Origin of the sequence: Pseudomonas sp. IT-P100, from assembly GCF_949767185.1 — a bacterium.
GTDB lineage: Bacteria > Pseudomonadota > Gammaproteobacteria > Pseudomonadales > Pseudomonadaceae > Aquipseudomonas > Aquipseudomonas fluorescens_B.
This window is the reverse complement of the sequence record NZ_CATKQK010000001.1, coordinates 153,084-171,021: the sequence shown is the minus strand read 5'-3', so window position 1 is coordinate 171,021 and position 17,938 is coordinate 153,084. Positions and strand designations below refer to the sequence as shown.

14 protein-coding genes and 1 pseudogene are annotated in these 17,938 nt (G+C 60.7%); 13 read left to right on the top strand and 2 right to left on the bottom strand.

Annotation, left to right across the window (positions count from 1 at the left end; all coding sequences use genetic code 11):
• Positions 1–19 precede the first annotated feature (19 nt).
• From gap to ACM6IQ_RS00700, 10 genes and pseudogenes are all read left to right on the top strand, one after another.
• The gene (gene gap, locus ACM6IQ_RS00745; RefSeq protein ID WP_017340439.1) at positions 20–1,021 is read left to right on the top strand and encodes a type I glyceraldehyde-3-phosphate dehydrogenase; all 1,002 of its coding nucleotides are present in this window, start codon (positions 20–22) and stop codon (positions 1,019–1,021) included.
• A gap of 164 nt (positions 1,022–1,185) precedes the next feature.
• Positions 1,186–1,650 (top strand): methylglyoxal synthase, encoded by a 465-nt coding sequence (locus ACM6IQ_RS00740; RefSeq protein WP_017340440.1) that lies wholly within the window; start codon positions 1,186–1,188, stop codon positions 1,648–1,650.
• Positions 1,651–1,727: 77 nt separating this feature from the next.
• Positions 1,728–2,246 (top strand): RNA polymerase sigma factor, encoded by a 519-nt coding sequence (locus ACM6IQ_RS00735; RefSeq protein ID WP_414877885.1) that lies wholly within the window; start codon positions 1,728–1,730, stop codon positions 2,244–2,246.
• Positions 2,247–2,327: 81 nt separating this feature from the next.
• On the top strand, positions 2,328–3,293 hold the full coding sequence (locus tag ACM6IQ_RS00730) for a FecR family protein (RefSeq protein WP_414877884.1): 966 nt from the start codon (positions 2,328–2,330) through the stop codon (positions 3,291–3,293).
• A gap of 122 nt (positions 3,294–3,415) precedes the next feature.
• Positions 3,416–6,007, top strand: coding sequence for a TonB-dependent receptor (locus tag ACM6IQ_RS00725; protein WP_414877883.1), 2,592 nt, complete (start codon positions 3,416–3,418; stop codon positions 6,005–6,007).
• Positions 6,008–6,121: 114 nt separating this feature from the next.
• Complete coding sequence (locus ACM6IQ_RS00720) at positions 6,122–6,730, top strand: biliverdin-producing heme oxygenase (protein ID WP_414877882.1); 609 nt, start codon at positions 6,122–6,124, stop codon at positions 6,728–6,730.
• A 158-nt stretch (positions 6,731–6,888) separates the two neighbouring features.
• Positions 6,889–7,284: a YbaN family protein gene (locus tag ACM6IQ_RS00715; RefSeq protein WP_414877881.1), complete on the top strand. Its 396-nt coding sequence runs from the start codon at positions 6,889–6,891 to the stop codon at positions 7,282–7,284.
• A gap of 91 nt (positions 7,285–7,375) precedes the next feature.
• Positions 7,376–8,716: pseudogene (locus ACM6IQ_RS00710) on the top strand (chemotaxis protein); the annotation flags it as partial.
• Between the two features lie 150 nt (positions 8,717–8,866).
• Positions 8,867–9,622: a methyl-accepting chemotaxis protein gene (locus tag ACM6IQ_RS00705; protein ID WP_375379892.1), complete on the top strand. Its 756-nt coding sequence runs from the start codon at positions 8,867–8,869 to the stop codon at positions 9,620–9,622.
• Between the two features lie 135 nt (positions 9,623–9,757).
• Complete coding sequence (locus tag ACM6IQ_RS00700; protein WP_414877880.1) at positions 9,758–11,089, top strand: CoA transferase; 1,332 nt, start codon at positions 9,758–9,760, stop codon at positions 11,087–11,089.
• A gap of 168 nt (positions 11,090–11,257) precedes the next feature.
• Here ACM6IQ_RS00700 and ACM6IQ_RS00695 read toward each other — a convergent pair whose 3' ends face one another.
• Together ACM6IQ_RS00695 and arcD (ACM6IQ_RS00690) are read right to left on the bottom strand one after the other, a co-directional pair.
• Positions 11,258–12,139: a DNA-3-methyladenine glycosylase family protein gene (locus tag ACM6IQ_RS00695; RefSeq protein ID WP_414877879.1), complete on the bottom strand. Its 882-nt coding sequence runs from the start codon at positions 12,137–12,139 to the stop codon at positions 11,258–11,260.
• Positions 12,136–13,563: an arginine-ornithine antiporter gene (arcD, locus tag ACM6IQ_RS00690; protein ID WP_414877878.1), complete on the bottom strand. Its 1,428-nt coding sequence runs from the start codon at positions 13,561–13,563 to the stop codon at positions 12,136–12,138. Before arcD (ACM6IQ_RS00690) ends, ACM6IQ_RS00695 begins: the two co-directional genes overlap by 4 nt.
• A gap of 538 nt (positions 13,564–14,101) precedes the next feature.
• Between arcD (ACM6IQ_RS00690) and arcD (ACM6IQ_RS00685) the strand changes: the two genes are divergently transcribed.
• From arcD (ACM6IQ_RS00685) to ACM6IQ_RS00675, 3 genes are all read left to right on the top strand, one after another.
• Positions 14,102–15,529 (top strand): arginine-ornithine antiporter, encoded by a 1,428-nt coding sequence (gene arcD, locus ACM6IQ_RS00685; RefSeq protein ID WP_414877877.1) that lies wholly within the window; start codon positions 14,102–14,104, stop codon positions 15,527–15,529.
• A 24-nt stretch (positions 15,530–15,553) separates the two neighbouring features.
• Positions 15,554–16,810, top strand: a complete 1,257-nt coding sequence (gene arcA, locus ACM6IQ_RS00680; RefSeq protein WP_017340451.1) for an arginine deiminase — start codon at positions 15,554–15,556, stop codon at positions 16,808–16,810.
• A gap of 68 nt (positions 16,811–16,878) precedes the next feature.
• Positions 16,879–17,889: an ornithine carbamoyltransferase gene (locus ACM6IQ_RS00675; RefSeq protein WP_017340452.1), complete on the top strand. Its 1,011-nt coding sequence runs from the start codon at positions 16,879–16,881 to the stop codon at positions 17,887–17,889.
• Positions 17,890–17,938: the final 49 nt, after the last annotated feature.

The window sequence follows — 17,938 nt, the reverse complement described above, 5'->3', positions numbered from 1 at the left end:
ACGACGGCGGCCCTGTTAAATGACTCTTCGAATCGCAATCAATGGTTTTGGCCGAATTGGCCGCAACGTCCTGCGCGCACTGTATACCCAAGGCTATCGCCAGGATCTGCAGATCGTGGCCATCAACGATCTGGGCGACAGCGCAATCAATGCCCATCTGCTCAAGTACGACACCGTTCACGGCACGTTCGATGCCGATGTCCAGCACGATCAGGAAAGCCTGACCGTCAACGGCGACCGTATTGCTGTCAGTGCCATTCGCAACCCGGCCGAGCTGCCCTGGGCCGCTGAAAAGATTGACGTCGTGTTCGAATGCACCGGTTTGTTCACCGACCGGGCCAAAGCCGCTGCGCATATTACGGCCGGCGCACGCAAAGTGATCATCTCGGCCCCGGCCAAAGGCGCCGACGCCACCGTGGTTTATGGGGTTAACCACGACATATTGCGCCAATCCCACCAGATTATTTCCAATGCGTCGTGCACCACCAACTGTCTGGCGCCAGTGGCTCAGGTCCTGCACCGCGAGCTGGGCATTGAAAGCGGCCTGATGACCACGATTCACGCCTACACCAACGATCAGAACCTGACCGACGTCTATCACACCGACCCGTACCGCGCCCGTTCGGCCACTCAGAACATGATCCCGAGCAAGACCGGCGCCGCTGAAGCGGTCGGCCTGGTGCTGCCGGAACTGGCGGGCAAACTGACCGGCATGGCCGTGCGCGTTCCGGTGATCAACGTCTCGCTGGTGGACCTGACCGTGCAACTGAAACGCGAAGCGTCGGCCGATGAAGTGAACGCGCTGCTCAAGGAAGCCAGCCAGCATTCGAAAATTCTGGGCTACAACACCCTGCCGCTGGTCTCCAGCGACTTCAACCACAACCCGCTGTCGTCGATTTTCGACGCCAACCACACCAAGTCCAGCGGCAAGCTGCTCAAGGTACTGGCCTGGTACGACAACGAATGGGGCTTCTCCAACCGCATGCTCGATAACTGCCTGGCGCTGTGCAACGCCGAGTAAGCGAAGCTTACGAGTAGGCGAAGCTTACGAGTAGGCGCTGCCGCAGGCTGCGATCTCTTGATCTTGATCTTTTCGGGATTGCTGAAAATCAAGATCAGAAGATCGCAGCCTGCGGCAGCTCCTACGGGTATTTGCGTCGTTCATTACGTCCTGGAGCAGCACCCATGATCGGAATCAGCTTTACGCAAAAGACCGTGGCGGCGCGCAAGCGTATCGCCCTGGTCGCCCATGACCACTGCAAGGTGTTTTTGCTGGACTGGGCCGAGCGGCACAAAGACAAGCTCGCTCAACATGAGCTGGTCGCCACTGGCACCACAGGGCTGTTGTTGCAACAACGCCTCGACCTGCCGGTGGAGAGCATGATCAGCGGTCCATTGGGCGGCGACCAGCAACTCGGCGCGCGAATCGCCGAACAGCGGGTCGACATGCTGGTGTTCTTCTGGGACCCGTTCGAACCGCAACCCCACGACCCGGACATCAAGGCGTTGCTACGGGTTGCTGCGGTCTGGAACATTCCGGTGGCCTGCAACGAATGCAGCGCCGACTACCTGCTCAGCAGTCCACTGATGGAGCAGGCGCACTCACAACGCATCCCCGATTACGCGACTTATTTGCTGGGCCGAGCTTAAACCTTCACAAATGAATACTTGACCACTCGAGCGGATGATAAGCATTATCATTTGCTCGAAATGGATCAGGTCCCCCCGTGAGTCAATCGCGCTTCAATCACGTCTTCATCGCCCAGCGGGTTTCCTTGCTGCGCACATTGGAGCGGATGGTCAACAATCACAGCACCGCCGAAGACCTGCTGCAGGAAACCTACCTGCGCGTGACCCGAGCGCTCGGCGAGCGATCCATCGATCACCTTGAACCCTTCGTTTTCCAGACCGCCCGCAACCTGGCGCTGGACCATTTGCGTGCGCGGCGCATTCAGTCCCGCACGATGCTCGACGACGTGCCGGCGGACGTGGTGGAAAGTATCGCCGCCCCCGCCAGCAGTGCCGAGGACGCCGCCCATGCCGAACAATTGCTGGAGCGTTTGAACGTGAGCCTCGGTGAACTCAGTGCCCGCCAGCAACAGATCTTCATCCTCAGTCGCCTGCACGGGCACAGTTATCTGGAGATCTCCGAGAAGCTCGGTGTGTCGTTGAGCACCGTGCAAAAGGAGTTGAAGCTGATCATGGCCATCTGCATCGGTGTCGCCGAGCGGTTAAACGGCGACTGAGCACGCCAGGCTTTGCTACCCTTGCCCGATTTCAGGCTTCACTAAAAAACAGCCGTGCACAGACACCGCCGAGGAAACACCGTGACGGACACCCACCGCTCCCCTCCGCCCTCCCCGGCGCGGGACGCCGCAAGCGCGATGGACCAGGCTTTGGACTGGTTGATCGTCATGGGCAGTCCGAGCGAAGAACAGGCTCGCCAGTTCAACGAATGGCTGGACGCCGCCCCCTTGCATGCCGAGGCGTTCGCCAAGGCCCAGGCAATCTGGGATGGCCCGCAAGTCGTGCACTGTGCGCAAAACCTGGCCACCCTGCCACCCAAGGTGACCGTGCTGTCGCGCCTGCGCCCGCATTGGAAACCGTTGGCCACCGCTGCCGTGCTGATCCTCGGTTTGTTCAGCTTCAGCAGTTTGCCGATGCGCCTTCAGGCCGATCACTTGACCGTGGTCGGTGAACGTCAGCGCCTGCAACTGGAAGACGGCTCGAAGGTCCTGCTCAATACCAATTCGGCGTTCTCCAGCACTATCAATGATCAAAGGCGTGTCGCCCGCTTGTATCAGGGCGAAGCGTTTTTCGACGTGCCGGCCCGTCTCGGCCAGCCATTGGAAATCGATGCCGGCCCGGTGAAGGCCAGCGTGCACGACACGGCGTTCGCCGTGCGTTACCTCGATGGCGTGACCCAGGTTCGCGTGCAGCGCGGCGATGTCGATTTGCGCGCGACTCGCGACGACGCGCGAATCCGCTTGTCCGCCGGCGAAAGCATCCGCATCGGCCCCAACGGTTTCGACCGGCCCGCCAAGCTCGATGCCGCGACGGACCTGGCCTGGGTCCAGGGCCGACTGGTGTTCGAGAATTGCCCGCTAAGCCAGGTGCTGGCGGAGCTGCAGCGCTACTACCCGGGCTGGATCATCAACACCAACGAACAGTTGGCAGACGTCGCCGTAACCGGCAATTACCGTCTCGACCAGCCGCTGGACGTGGTCCGCTCGCTGGCGCACATCACCTCGGCGAGGCTCCAGGAATTCCCGGCGCTGGTGATCCTGAACTAAATGAGAATTATTTTTACTCGATAGTCGAAGCCCGTACGTCTCGTTATAGCCAATGCAATTGATTCGCATCTTCAGATGCCAGTCAGCACCTATAAAGATTCGTGCGACACGGAGCGCTATCGATGTCCTCTCGCCTTACCCGCCACTCCTCTTCACCGTCCCGCGTGCTCTCGCTGTTGACCGCCGCGATCCTCATGGCCGGCAGCGCGCCGCTCATGGCCGCCACCGCCCCCGAGCAGCCGACACGCAACATGGGCGATTACGCGTTCGCCATCCCGCAACAGTCGCTGGTCTCGGCACTCAATGCCTTTACTGCCGTGACGGGCTGGCAGGTCGGCTTGCCGGCGGAGCTGGGGCAAGGCGTGGCATCGCCGGGCGTGCGCGGGTCCCTGTCGCCGGAGAAAGCCCTGGATCGCCTGTTGGTGGGGACCCAACTGAGCTATCGCAAACTGGGCAACAACAACATCGTCCTGGAGAAGCGCCAGAGCAGCGCCGCCCTTAACCTGCAACAGGTGACCATCAGCGCCACTCGCCAGGAACAAAGCGTCGAAAGCGTGCCTGGCACCGTCACTGTTCACACCCGCGAAGAGCTGGACCGCAACAACGTCAACACCATCAAGAATCTGGTGCGCTACGAACCCGGTGTTTCGGTGGGTGGCGCCGGTCAGCGCGGCGGGATCAGTGGCTACAACATCCGTGGCATCGACGGTGACCGGATCCTGACCCAGGTCGATGGCGTCGAAGTGCCGAACGATTTCTTTAACGGCCCCTACGCCAAGACCCAGCGCAACTACGTCGACCCGGAGATCATCAAGCGCGTCGAAATCCTGCGTGGTCCGGCCTCGGTGCTCTATGGCAGCAACGCCATCGGTGGCGCGGTCAGCTATTTCACCCTCGACCCGGACGACATCATCAAGCCCGGCAAGGACGTCGGCGCCCGCCTGAAAACCGGCTACAGCTCTGCCGACGACAGCTGGCTGAAGTCTGCCACCGTGGCCGGTCGCGCCGACCAGTTCGATGGCTTGCTGCATTACAGCCAACGCGACGGTCACGAAACCGAATCCTACGGCAGCCACAACGGCACCGGCCTGGCGCGCACCGCCGCCAACCCGGAAGACGTGCGCACCAGCAACGTGCTGGCCAAGATCGGCTGGAACTACAACGAAGATTCGCGTTTGGGCCTGACCTACGAAAAGTACAAGGACGATCGTGACACCGATCAGAAAAGTGCCTACGGCGGTCCTTACTTCCAAGGCGCACCAACCGTTCCGAACAGTACGCTGCCCGGCGGCATGTACCAGTGGCGCACCGGCAATGACACCGTCACCCGCGAGCGTTTCGGCCTGGAACACAGCTTCGCCCTCGACAGCCTGCTGGTCGACAACGTCAAGTGGAGCCTGAACCATCAGGTCGCCAAAACGGACCAGAGCACCGAAGAGTTCTACTTCCCGTTCTCGCGCAAAGTGTTGCGCACCCGGGAAACCCTCTACGAAGAAAAGCAGTGGGTGTTTGACGCACAACTGGACAAGGCTTTCAGCATTGCCGACACCGAGCACCTGCTGACCTACGGCACCACGATCAAGCAACAGAAAGTCACCGGTTCGCGCAGCGGCAACGGCACCTGCTACCAGTCCTTTGGTACCTGCCGCGTCGTCGGTGCCGTCAGCCCACTGGATGTCCTGAAAAAATCCAGCGACTTCCCGGACCCGACCGTCAATACCTACAGCCTGTTTGCCCAGGATCAGATCAGCTGGGACAAATGGACCTTCCTGCCGGGCTTGCGCTACGACTACACCCAGCTCAAGCCGCACATCACCCAGGAATTCATGAATACGGTGGCGGCTACCCCTGGCGGTACTGTCAGTGACGACACCAAGACCTGGCACCGCGTGTCGCCGAAATTCGGTCTGACCTACGCCCTGACCGACCACTACACCTGGTACGGCCAGTACGCCGAAGGCTTCCGCACGCCGACGGCCAAGGCACTGTTCGGGCGCTTCGAGAACACCACCACCGGGTATCGCGTGGAACCGAACCCGAACCTCGAGCCGGAAACCAGCAAAGGCTTCGAGACCGGCCTGCGCGGTCAATTCGAATCCGGCTCCTTTGATGTCGCCGTGTTCTACAACAAGTACCGCGATTTCATCGAAGAGGACGCCATCACCCCCGGTTACAGCGAGCTGACTTTCCAGAGCGCCAACATCAAGCACGCCACCATCAAGGGCGCAGAGGTCAAGGGCCGTCTGAACCTCGACGTATTCGGCGCGCCACAAGGGCTGTATACCCAAGGCTCGGTGGCCTATGCCTACGGTCGCAACAACGACAACGGTGAACCGATCAACAGCGTCAACCCGCTGACCGGTGTGTTCGGCCTCGGTTACGACCAGGACAACTACGGTGGCTTGCTCAGCTGGACGCTGGTGAAAAAGAAGGATCGTGTCGACGACAGCACATTCAAGTCGCCGGACGGCGTCAGCAGCCAGTTCAAATCGCCGGGTTTCGGCGTGCTGGACCTGACCGGTTTCTACAAGGTGACCGACGACGTGACTGTCAGCGCCGGGGTCTACAACCTGACCGACAAGAAGTACTGGCTGTGGGATGACGTGCGCGGTTACGACGGCGTCGGCGAGGCGTCGGTCATCAGCCCGGCCAACCTGGATCGCCTGACTCAGCCGGGGCGCAACTTTGCCGTCAACCTGGTCTGGGACATCTGATCCTGCCCTCTCGCTGCGCGGCATTTTATAGAGCCGCACAGTGAGTTTTTTTTACGCTCAGGCGCCTTCCTGTTCGTCTCGTTACCAGGCGCCTCTTTTCTTCAAGGATTTCTCATGACGACCCAGGACACTGCTCAACACCCGGCTTTGCGTTCGCAACGTTTGAACCAGATCACCAACGAACCCCACACCAGACTCGATGCGCTGGTCAAAGCCCACGCGCCGTTCGAAACCCAGGCCAGTTTCGCCCGTTTCGTGGTGGCGCAGTATTGGTTCCAGTCGGAACTGGTGGGGCTGTACAACGATGCCGAACTGATCGCCATCGTTCCTGATCTGGCGGCACGCTGCCGTGCCGAAGCGGCCAAGGCTGACCTGGCCGATCTGGAAACCGAAGTGCCGGCGCCCGTCGCGGGCGCAGTGAAGAATCCGGGCAAGGCCGAAGCATTGGGGTGGTTGTTTGTTTCCGAAGGCTCGAAGCTTGGCGCAGCGTTCCTGATCAAACGTGCGGTCGGCCTGGGCCTGAGCGAAACCTTCGGCGCCCGTCACCTCGGCGAACCGGCCGGTGGCCGCGCCGAAGGCTGGAAAAGCTTCGTCAAGACCCTGGATGGCCTGGAGTTCACCGAGCAGGAAGAGGCCGAGCTGGATAAAGGCGCCATCGCTGCGTTCAACCGGTTCACGGTGTTGCTTGAACAGGCTTACGCCACCACCCCCGAACTCGCCTGACTGAATGCACGCCCTTGTGGGGGCTTGCCCGCGAAAGCGATATAACATTCAGCCTCTGTGTTGAATGTTAATCCGCCATCGCGGGCAAGCCCACTCCCACAGAAACTGAGCAACTCGCAAGATTCTCCATCAAGCCTGACACGCGTTCGCCCGAGCCCATGCCTCTACCCGTTCCCAACAAACTCGCCCGCCTCCTCTTCGGTCTACTGGCTTACATCAGTCTGGGTATCGGCCTGGTCGCCATCGTCGTCCCCGGCCTGCCCACCACCGAGTTCATCCTGCTGGCCGCCTGGGCCGCGACCAGGAGTTCGCCGCGCCTGAGCGCCTGGCTGGAAAACCACCGATTGTTCGGTCCGATCCTCTACAACTGGCGCAACGGCAAGATCGTCGCACGTCGCGCCAAGGTCAGCGCCACCCTCAGCATGCTGCTGTGCGCCGCTGTGATGTGGCTCATGCTCGATCACGGCTGGCCGGTTTACCTCGCCATCGCCGGCATGAGCCTGGGCAATCTGTGGATCTGGTCACGCCCGGAATCAATGCCGTCACCCTCCTGACAACACCGCGATTTTCCTCCGTTTTACGCCGCTTTTCGGCACATTTTTCCGCGCAAACGTTAAACCATGACCGTTCGTCGGAGCCACCATCATGCATCCCCGCCCCTCGCCGATTGCAATGAATGGCGCTGAATGGATTTGGCGAACCGGGTCGACCTCGACTCACAGTCAACACCTCATTCATTTGCGAGCTCGTCCTATGTTCGACTCTCTGTCCATCCGCCTGAAAATCGTTCTGCTCTCCGGACTCTGCCTCCTGGGCGTGATCGTCCTGATCGTCAGCATGAACTTCTACGAGACCAACCAGAACGATGAACTGGTCAGCACCTCCAGCAGCAAAATGCTCACCGACAGCGTGCAGGACCTGCTTCAGGCCAAGGCCGCCGAGCAGGCGGTGCGGGTGCAGAAAACGTTCGGCGAAAGCCTGCTGGTGGTGACCGCCCTGGCGGACCAGATCAAGGACATGCGCAACATGGCGGCCAAGCGTTCGCTTGAAGCCGGTGCCCTGCGTGAAGAGTTGAACCAGAGCCTGAAAACCGCCTTCGAGCGCAACAGCAAAGTGCTGGGGATCTGGCTGGCGTTCGAGCCCAACGGCCTGGACGGCAAGGACAGCGAGTTCGCCAATGACGCCGCTCGCCAGTCCAACGAAGCCGGTCGTTTCGCCAGTTACTGGAGCCGCGCCGGCGGTGCCGCGCTCAACACGATCATGGTCGAAGACGACATGACCAAAACCACCTTGAGCCTCAGCGGCACGCCTTACAACAGCTGGTACACCTGCCCTCGCGACAGCAAGCGTACCTGCCTGCTGGACCCGTACGCCGACACCGTCGGCGGCAAGGAAATGCTGATGACCACCATTTCCGTCCCGCTGCTGGTGGACGGCAAATCCATCGGCGTGGTCGGTGTGGACATCGCCCTCGACGCGCTGCAGGCCGCGGCTATCGATTCCCAGCGTGACCTGTTCAACAACACCGGGCACATGCTGATTGTCTCCGGCAGCGGCGTGCTCGCCGGTTACAGCATCGACGCGAGCAAGGTCGGCAAAAGTATCGGTGAGACCCTGGGTGCAGAGGGCAAGGATGTCCTGCAATTGCTCAGCGGTGGCGCACCGAAAATTCTCGAACAAGGTGATGTGATTCGTGCGGTGTACCCGGTCAGCCCGATCAGTGACTCCAGAGCCTGGGGCGTGGTGATCGACCTGCCGAAACAAGTGCTGCTGGCCGATTCGGTGAAGCTGCAAGCGGTCCTCGATGACGCCCAGCAAAGCGGCACGATCAAAGCGGTGCTGGTGGCCGTCGCTGCCGGCCTCGTCGGTCTGTTGCTGATCTGGCTCACCGCATCGGGCGTGACCCGGCCGATCAACAGCGTGGCCGAGATGCTCAAGGCAATTGCCAGTGGCGACGGCGACCTGACGCAGCGTCTGCACTACAGCAAGAAAGATGAACTGGGGGAACTGGTCAGCTGGTTCAACCGATTCCTCGACAAGCTGCAACCGACCATCGCCCAGATCAAACAGAGCATCACCGACGCCCGTGGCACCGCCGACCAGTCTTCTGAAATCGCCCGCCAGACCAGCGAAGGCATGCAGGTGCAGTTCCGCGAAATCGACCAGGTGGCCACGGCCTCCAACGAAATGAGCGCCACCGCCCACGATGTCGCCAACAGCGCATCGAGCGCGGCAAACGCGGCCAAAGGTGCGGATCAATCGGCCCGCGATGGCATGTCGATCATCGAACGCAGCACTCGCGACATCAATCAACTGGCCGACGAAGTCAGCAAGGCGGTCACCGAAGTCGAAGCCTTGGCGGTCAACAGCGAGCAGATCGGTTCGGTGCTCGAAGTCATCCGCAGCATCGCCGAACAGACCAACTTGCTGGCGCTGAACGCCGCCATCGAAGCGGCCCGTGCCGGGGAAAGCGGTCGCGGCTTTGCGGTGGTGGCCGACGAAGTGCGCAACCTCGCCAAACGCACCCAGGATTCGGTGGAAGAAATCCGCCTCGTCATCGAACGCATCCAATCGGGCACCCGCGGCGTGGTCGCCACCATGCATTCGAGCCAGACCCAGGCCCACAGCAACGCCGGGCAGATCCAGCAAGCCGTGCAAGCCTTGAGCAAAATCAGCGACGCGGTCACCGTGATCAGCGACATGAACCTGCAAATCGCCAGCGCCGCCGAACAGCAAAGCGCCGTGGCCGAAGAGGTCAACCGCAACGTCTCGGCGATCCGCACCGTCACTGAAACCCTGACCGGCCAGGCCACCGAATCGGCGCAGATCAGCAGCCAGCTCAACGCCCTGACCAACCACCAGATGAAATTGATGGATCAGTTCCGGGTGTAGAGAACCCGCACACAATACGGTGGGAGCAGGCAAGCCAGCTCCCACGGGTTCAGATGTTCGGTCGACACTTGGGGATTTCATCCGGCCGGGCATTTTTTTGATCTATGATCGGGCTCTCGTTCCGGAGGGCCTTCGATGACTGGTTTACTCACGTCCATTCAAGCCGCACTCGGCTTGCCCCGCACCCCGATTCCGCTCACCTCGAGTGGCGCCCTGCCCTCGGCGTTCGCCGTCACCGACCTCGCCTGCGCCAGCATCGCCGCCGCCGGCCAGGCTGCCAGCGAATTACTGCAGCAGCAGACCGGTCGCTTGCCCAACCTTGAAGTCGACCGGCGCCTGGCCTCCTTCTGGTTCGCAACGTCGATCCGCCCCGTCGGCTGGAGCGTTCCACCACTCTGGGACCCGGTTGCTGGCGACTATGCGACCAAGGATGGCTGGATCCGCCTGCACACCAACGCACCTCATCATCGCGCCGCCGCCGAAAGCGTGCTCGGCGCGTGTGCCGACCGCGCAGACGTGGCGAGCAAGGTTGCGCAATGGTCGAAAACCGATCTGGAACAGGCCGTGGTCGACGCCGGTGGCTGCGCCGCTGAAATGCGTACCTGGGCGCAATGGCAAGCGCACCCCCAGGGCTTGGCCGTAAACGCCGAGCCGTTGATTCAGTTCAGCGCCGGTAACCCGCAACCACCGAAATCCTGGAAAGGCTCGGTGGCGCAACCGCTGGCCGGGATCAAAGTGCTGGACCTTACGCGCGTGCTCGCGGGGCCCATTGCCAGTCGTTTTCTCGCGGGCCTCGGCGCCGATGTCTTGCGCATCGACCCGCCGACCTGGAACGAACCGGGCGTGGTGCCGGAAGTCACGCTGGGCAAGCGCTGCGCAAGGCTGGACCTGCACACCCCTGACGATCGAGCCGTGTTCGACAGCCTGCTCAAGGACGCCGACATTTTGCTCCACGGCTACCGCGCCGACGCACTGGAAAGGTTGGGTTACGGTGTCGCCGAGCGGCAAAAACTGGCGCCCGGCCTGGTTGATGTGTGCCTCAACGCCTACGGCTGGAGCGGTCCGTGGCAGAACCGTCGCGGCTTCGACAGCCTGGTGCAGATGAGTAGCGGGATCGCCGAGGCGGGGATGCGGTGGAAGAACGCGGACAAGCCGATGCCCTTGCCGGTACAGGCGCTGGATCATGCGACCGGGTACTTGATGGCGGCGGCGGCGATTACTTTATTGGGACGTGCTGGGTCAGCCAGATTGTCGTTGGCGCGCACGGCGAAGTTGTTGATTGAAAACGGTGCAGGAACGGATGAAACGCTGCGTGCTGAGGACGACAAGGATCAAGGCCTGTTGGTTGAGCAAACGCCCTGGGGGCCAGCACATCGGCTGCATGTGCCGCTAAAAATCACCGGAACGCCGTTGCAGTGGGCCCTTCCAACAGCTGAACTGGGTTCCCATCGCGCGCAGTGGTGGTGACCGCTCTGGCCCCATCGCCAGCAGGCTGGCTCCCACAGTGAATCTGCATCATTCACAAAATCTGTGGGAGCCAGCCAAACCAAATCATCACAATCAAGACAGTTGATTTATGTCGATCACAAAACCTGTGGGAGCCAGCCTGCTGGCGATGAGGCCGGAACAAAAAACTCAATCCATCCGGCTCAGCGATGTCCAAAGAAGCTGCGCCGCATACCCTCGAAAAGGTCGCCAGTCCTGAGCCCGCGCCGACAACTCCCTAGCCGTCACCCGCTCACCTTCAAGCGCCACCAGCGCCTTGATCAACCCCACATCCCCAGACGGAAATGCATCCATCTCCCGCAACTGCCGCAACTGCCGCAACTGCCGCAACGCAATGTACTGCGCCGTCCAGTCGCCAATCCCGTTCAACGCCAGCAACCGTGCCACGCCGCCCTCACGCCCCGGCTCAAACAACAGCGGATCATCGAGCAACGCCTGAGCCACACCCGACAACGTCCGGCCACGAGTTTTCGGCATGCCCAGCGTCGCCAGATCCGCCACTGCCAAAACGGCCGCTTCAGGAAACACAGACGTGATGCCGGGCAAAACAGACGCCAAGGGCTGTCCATACTGTGCAACCAGTTTCCCCGCCAACCGGATCGCCGCGCTCACCGTAATCTGCTGACCCAACACCGCACGAATCGCCAGTTCCAGGCCGTCCCACGCCCCCGGCACCCGCAACCCCGGCCGTTCGGCAATCAACCGCGCCATCAACGGATCTGTCTTCAAAGGGCGATGGATCGTCGGCAGGTCCGCATCCAGATCAAACATTCGCCGCAACCGTGCAACGATCTCCGGCACCGCCGCCGCGTCAGGAAAATCCAGCGTCACTTGCAACGCATCGCCCGCCACCGGCTTGATCGAAAACGTACCGTGAACACCGTTCAACCCGATGCTGCGCGAGTACACGCCATCGACAATCGCTTCCATCCCGACCACGGCCCGCGCCGACAGAAAACCCAGCATCGCCGGCCAGTCATAGGGCGGCTGATACGCCAGCAACAACCTCACAGCGACAACAAGCCGCTGTACAACCCATACGCCGCCAGCCCGGCGCCACTGATGACAGCGGTAAAAATACCTGTCTCGATTGGCGTAAACAGCGGTTCACCCTGCTCATGTTTGGCCTTGGCGAACAAGATCACCCCCGGTGCGTACAGCAACGCCGACAGCAGCAAATACTTCACCCCGCCGGCGTACAACAGCCACACCGCATAACTCAGCGCGATGCCGCCAATCAGCAAGTCTTTGGTGCGCTCCGCCGAAGCGTGTTCGTAGGTTTCCCCCCGCCCGCTCAACAGCACCGCATACGCCGCCGACCACAGGTACGGCACCAGGATCATCGACGACGCGAGGTAGATCAGGCTGGTGTAGGTGCCGGCGGAAAACAGCGTGATCAGCAGGAAAATCTGGATCATCACGTTGGTCAGCCACAGCGCGTTGACCGGCACATGATTGGCGTTTTCCTTTTTCAGGAAGGCCGGCATGGTGTTGTTTTTCGCCGTGGCGAACAGGATCTCGGCGCAGAGCAGCGCCCAGGACAGCAGTGCACCCAGCAGCGAAATCGCCAGGCCAATGCTGATCAACAAAGCGCCCCAAGGCCCTACGACATGCTCCAGCACGGCCGCCAGCGACGGGTTCTGCAGGTTGGCCAGTTCCGGCTGACTCATGATCCCCAGCGACAACACATTCACCAGCACCAACAGCGCCAGCACGCCAAGAAAACCGATGACCGTCGCGCGCCCGACATCCGAACGTTTCTCCGCCCGCGCTGAATAGACGCTCGCGCCTTCGATGCCGATAAACACGAACACGGTGACCAGCATCATGTTGCGCACCTGATCCATGATGCCGCCAAAATTCGGGTTGCTGCGGCCCCAGACGTCACGGGTGAAGATGTCGGCCTTGAACGCCACGGCGGCGATCACGATGAACATGATCAGCGGCACGATCTTGGCCACGGTGGTCAGCTGATTGATAAACGTCGCTTCCTTGATCCCGCGCATCACCAGAAAGTGCACAGCCCATAGCAGCACCGACGCGCAGCCAATGGCAACGGGCGTGTTGCCCTGGCCAAACACCGGAAAGAAATAACCGAGGGTGCTGAACAGCAACACAAAGTAGCCGACGTTGCCCAGCCAGGCGCTGATCCAGTAACCCCAGGCGGACGAGAACCCCATGTAGTCACCGAACCCCGCCTTGGCGTAGGCATACACCCCGGAATCCAGCTCGGGCTTGCGATTGGCCAGCGTCTGGAACACGAAGGCCAGCGTCAGCATGCCCACGGCGGTGATCGCCCAACCGATCAAGATCGCCCCGGCGTCGGCTCGGGCGGCCATGTTCTGTGGCAAGGAAAAAATCCCGCCGCCAATCATCGATCCCACCACCAGCGCGATCAGCGCACTCAGAGGAAGTTTTTGCGTCGGTTGCGACATCCCAGCGTCTCCCTTTTTCTTGCACTGAACCTGTGGCGGGGTGCTTGTCGGAACGCCGCACCGTCCCGCCGGGTTGCGGAACGACCTCAACAAAAGGAACTGCTTCGCAGTCCAGCGGAAGCAAGCTCCCTCGCTACAAGTGGATAACTTTAACTAAATAGGTAAACGGTAATAACGTTAGTTAATTAATGGCAGCTCACGTCTTTTATTTATAGCCGATACTTCTATGCCCATAGCCGGCAATAGCAGTCTTGTCTGTAGATCCTAATAAATCAATTCGACACTGCAACAACCGTCCAAAAATTTGCGGAAACCGTAAAACCAACTAGCGTAAAAACTCCAAGCAATACCCGTTATTCCCGCCTGACTTGTCCGAGGCCTCTGGAATGGGCTTTTCCGGCGATACCTTTATGCCCGGGAAAGATTCATAAGTCTTTCATTAACAATGGAATGTGAGCATGCACTGATCTATGTCAGATGATCGAATGGCTAACGGAATTAATCTGTCGTCTCTTTTCTCCTGCATTGGAGTCATGCAATGTCTGAATCCCCCGGAAAACTGAAACTCGGTGCACTGGTTGCGTTGGTTGTCGGCTCAATGATTGGTGGCGGGATCTTCTCTTTGCCGCAGAACATGGCCGCCAGTGCCGACGTCGGCGCCGTGCTGATCGGTTGGGCCATCACCGCCGTCGGCATGTTGACGCTGGCCTTCGTGTTCCAGACGCTGGCCAATCGAAAGCCTGATCTGGACGGCGGTGTCTACGCCTACGCCAAGGCCGGTTTCGGCGACTACATGGGCTTCTCGTCCGCCTGGGGTTACTGGATCAGCGCCTGGCTGGGAAACGTCGGTTACTTCGTTCTGCTGTTCAGCACCCTCGGTTACTTTTTTCCGATCTTCGGCGAAGGCAACACAGTTGCTGCGGTGATCGGCGCTTCGGTGCTGCTCTGGGCCGTGCATTTCCTGGTGCTGCGCGGGATCAAGGAAGCAGCGTTCATCAACCTGGTGACCACCGTCGCCAAGGTCGTGCCGCTGCTGCTGTTTGTGTTGATCGCAGTTTTCGCATTCAAACTGGACATCTTCACGGCCGACATCTGGGGCCTGAAAAACCCGGACCTGGGCAGCGTGATGAACCAGGTGCGCAACATGATGCTGGTCACCGTGTGGGTGTTCATCGGCATCGAAGGCGCGAGCATTTTCTCGGCCCGCGCGGAAAAACGCAGCGACGTCGGTAAAGCCACCGTGATCGGTTTCATCACCGTGCTGCTGTTCCTGGTGCTGGTGAACGTGCTGTCGCTGGGCATCATGACCCAACCGGAACTGGCCAAGCTGCAGAACCCGTCGATGGCTGCCGTGCTGGAACATGTGGTCGGTCCGTGGGGCGCGGTGCTGATCAGCGTCGGCCTGGTCATCTCGTTACTGGGAGCACTGCTGTCGTGGGTGCTGTTGTGCGCCGAAATCATGTTCGCCGCCGCCAAGGACCACACCATGCCAGCGTTCCTGCGCAAGGAAAATGCCAAGCAAGTGCCGGTCAATGCCTTGTGGCTGACCAACGCGATGGTGCAACTGTTTCTGGTCATCACCCTGTTTTCGGCCAGCACTTACCTGTCACTGATCTACCTCGCCACCTCAATGATCCTGGTGCCGTACTTGTGGTCGGCGGCGTACGCGCTGCTGCTGGCGGTGCGTGGCGAGAGCTATGAAAACGCCGCGGCCGAACGCCGCAAAGACCTGTTCATCGGTGCCGTCGCGTTGATTTACGCGGTCTGGCTGATCTATGCCGGCGGCGTCAAATACCTGCTGCTCTCCGCCCTGCTCTATGCCCCCGGCGCGATCCTGTTCGCCAAGGCCAAGATGGAACTCAACAAACCGGTTTTCACCAACGTCGAGAAGCTGATTTTCGCCGCAGTGATCGTCGGCGCCCTGGTGGCGGCCTACGGCCTGTATGACGGCTTCCTGACCCTGTAATTTGTTATCTGGAGGATCACGGTAATGACCACCGAAAAAGTTAAGTACGGCGTCCATTCCGAAGCCGGCAAACTGCGTAAAGTCATGGTTTGCTCCCCCGGCCTGGCCCATCAGCGGCTGACCCCGAACAACTGCGACGAACTGCTGTTCGATGATGTGCTGTGGGTGGCCCAGGCCAAGCGCGACCATTTCGACTTCGTCACCAAGATGCGTGAACGCAACGTCGATGTGCTGGAAATGCACAACCTGCTGACCGACATCGTCGCCATCCCCGAAGCCCTCGACTGGATTCTGGAACGCAAGGTCACCGCCAACTCGGTCGGCCTCGGCCTGATCAACGAAGTGGGTTCGTGGCTGCGCAGCCTGGAGCCCCGCCATATCGCCGAGTTCCTGATCGGCGGCGTCTCCGCCGATGACTTGCCGGACAGCTTCGGCGGCAAGACCATCCAGATGTTCCGCGATTTTCTGGGCCACTCAAGCTTCATTCTGCCGCCGTTGCCCAACACTCAGTTCACCCGCGACACCACCTGCTGGATCTACGGTGGCGTGACGCTGAACCCGATGTACTGGCCGGCGCGCCGCCAGGAAACCCTGCTGGCCACCGCCATCTACAAATTCCACCCGCAGTTCACCAACGCCGATTTTGAAATCTGGTATGGCGACCCGGACCAGGATCACGGCAGCGCCACCCTGGAAGGCGGCGACGTGATGCCAATCGGCAACGGTGTGGTGTTGATCGGCATGGGCGAGCGGTCGTCCCGTCAGGCCATCGGCCAATTGGCGGTGAACCTGTTCAAGAACAAAGCCGTGGAGAAAGTCATCGTCGCCGGCCTGCCGAAGTCCCGCGCAGCAATGCACCTGGACACGGTGTTCAGTTTCTGCGACCGCGACCTCGTCACGATCTTCCCGGAAGTGGTGAACCAGATCGTCGCCTTCACCCTGCGCCCTGACGAAAGCAAGCCGGGCGGCGTCGACATCCGCCGCGAAGAAACCAACTTCCTCGACACCGTCGCCAAGGCCCTCAACCTCAAAGCGCTGCGCGTGGTGGAAACCGGCGGCAACAGCTTCGCCGCCGAACGCGAGCAATGGGACGACGGCAACAACGTGGTGGCCGTGGAGCCCGGCGTGGTGATCGGTTATGACCGCAACACCTACACCAACACCCTGCTGCGCAAGGCCGGTGTGGAAGTCATCACCATCAGCGCCGGCGAACTGGGACGCGGCCGTGGCGGTGGCCACTGCATGACCTGCCCGATCATTCGCGACCCTATCGACTATTAATGCTTATCCCTGCTTCGCGCCCATAAAGCGTGAAGCAGGCGGATAACCGAAACCCAAGGAGATCCAAAATGGCTTTCAATATGCGCAACCGCAGCCTGCTCTCGCTGATGCACCACACCACTCGCGAGCTCAACTACCTGCTGGACCTGTCCCGCGACCTCAAACGCGCCAAGTACACCGGCACCGAGCGTCCGCACCTGCAAGGCAAGAACATCGCGCTGATCTTCGAAAAAACCTCGACCCGCACCCGTTGCGCCTTCGAAGTCGCGGCCCATGACCAGGGCGCCCACGTCACCTACATCGACCCGGTGTCGTCGCAGATCGGCCACAAGGAAAGCATGAAAGACACCGCTCGCGTGCTCGGGCGGATGTTCGATGCCATCGAGTACCGTGGCTTCGAACAGGAAATCGTCGAGGAGCTGGCCAAGTTCGCCGGCGTGCCAGTGTTCAACGGTCTGACCGCTGAATTCCACCCGACGCAGATGATCGCCGACACCCTGACCATGCGCGAACACAGCGACAAACCGCTGCATGACATCAGCTACGCCTACCTCGGCGACGCTCGCTACAACATGGGCAATTCGCTGTTGATGATCGGCGCCAAACTGGGCATGGACGTGCGCATCGCCGCGCCGAAAGCGCTCTGGCCACACGCTGATTTCATCGCCCAGTGCAAAGCCTTCGCCGAAGAAAGCGGCGCGCGCATCACCATCACCGAAGACCCGAAAGCAGCGGTCAAGGGCGTGGACTTCATCCACACCGACATCTGGGTGTCGATGGGTGAGCCGGTTGAGGCGTGGGACGAGCGTATCGAGCAACTGCTGCCGTACCAGGTCAACGCCGCGATGATGAAAGCCTCCGGCAACCCGCGGGTGAAATTCATGCACTGCCTGCCGGCGTTCCACAACAGCGAAACCAAGGTCGGCAAGGACATCGCCGCGCGGTATCCGCACTTGGCCAATGGCGTCGAAGTGACCGAGGAAGTCTTCGAATCCCCGGCCAACATCGCCTTCGAGCAAGCGGAAAACCGCATGCACACCATCAAGGCGATTCTGGTGTCGGCGTTGGCGGATATCTAACGGCCCACCCGGCTCTCCCGGCTGGAACAAAGCCGCTGTGGGAGCGAGC

Coding starts and splice junctions, on each gene's coding strand:
- ACM6IQ_RS00700 (WP_414877880.1), top strand. CDS start 9,758: ATGACTGGTTTACTCACGTCCATTCAAGCCGCACTCGGCTTGCCCCGC.
- ACM6IQ_RS00725 (WP_414877883.1), top strand. CDS start 3,416: ATGTCCTCTCGCCTTACCCGCCACTCCTCTTCACCGTCCCGCGTGCTC.
- arcA (WP_017340451.1), top strand. CDS start 15,554: ATGACCACCGAAAAAGTTAAGTACGGCGTCCATTCCGAAGCCGGCAAA.
- ACM6IQ_RS00715 (WP_414877881.1), top strand. CDS start 6,889: ATGCCTCTACCCGTTCCCAACAAACTCGCCCGCCTCCTCTTCGGTCTA.
- arcD (WP_414877878.1), bottom strand. CDS start 13,563: ATGTCGCAACCGACGCAAAAACTTCCTCTGAGTGCGCTGATCGCGCTG.
- ACM6IQ_RS00705 (WP_375379892.1), top strand. CDS start 8,867: ATGCAGGTGCAGTTCCGCGAAATCGACCAGGTGGCCACGGCCTCCAAC.
- ACM6IQ_RS00740 (WP_017340440.1), top strand. CDS start 1,186: ATGATCGGAATCAGCTTTACGCAAAAGACCGTGGCGGCGCGCAAGCGT.
- ACM6IQ_RS00675 (WP_017340452.1), top strand. CDS start 16,879: ATGGCTTTCAATATGCGCAACCGCAGCCTGCTCTCGCTGATGCACCAC.
- gap (WP_017340439.1), top strand. CDS start 20: ATGACTCTTCGAATCGCAATCAATGGTTTTGGCCGAATTGGCCGCAAC.
- arcD (WP_414877877.1), top strand. CDS start 14,102: ATGTCTGAATCCCCCGGAAAACTGAAACTCGGTGCACTGGTTGCGTTG.
- ACM6IQ_RS00720 (WP_414877882.1), top strand. CDS start 6,122: ATGACGACCCAGGACACTGCTCAACACCCGGCTTTGCGTTCGCAACGT.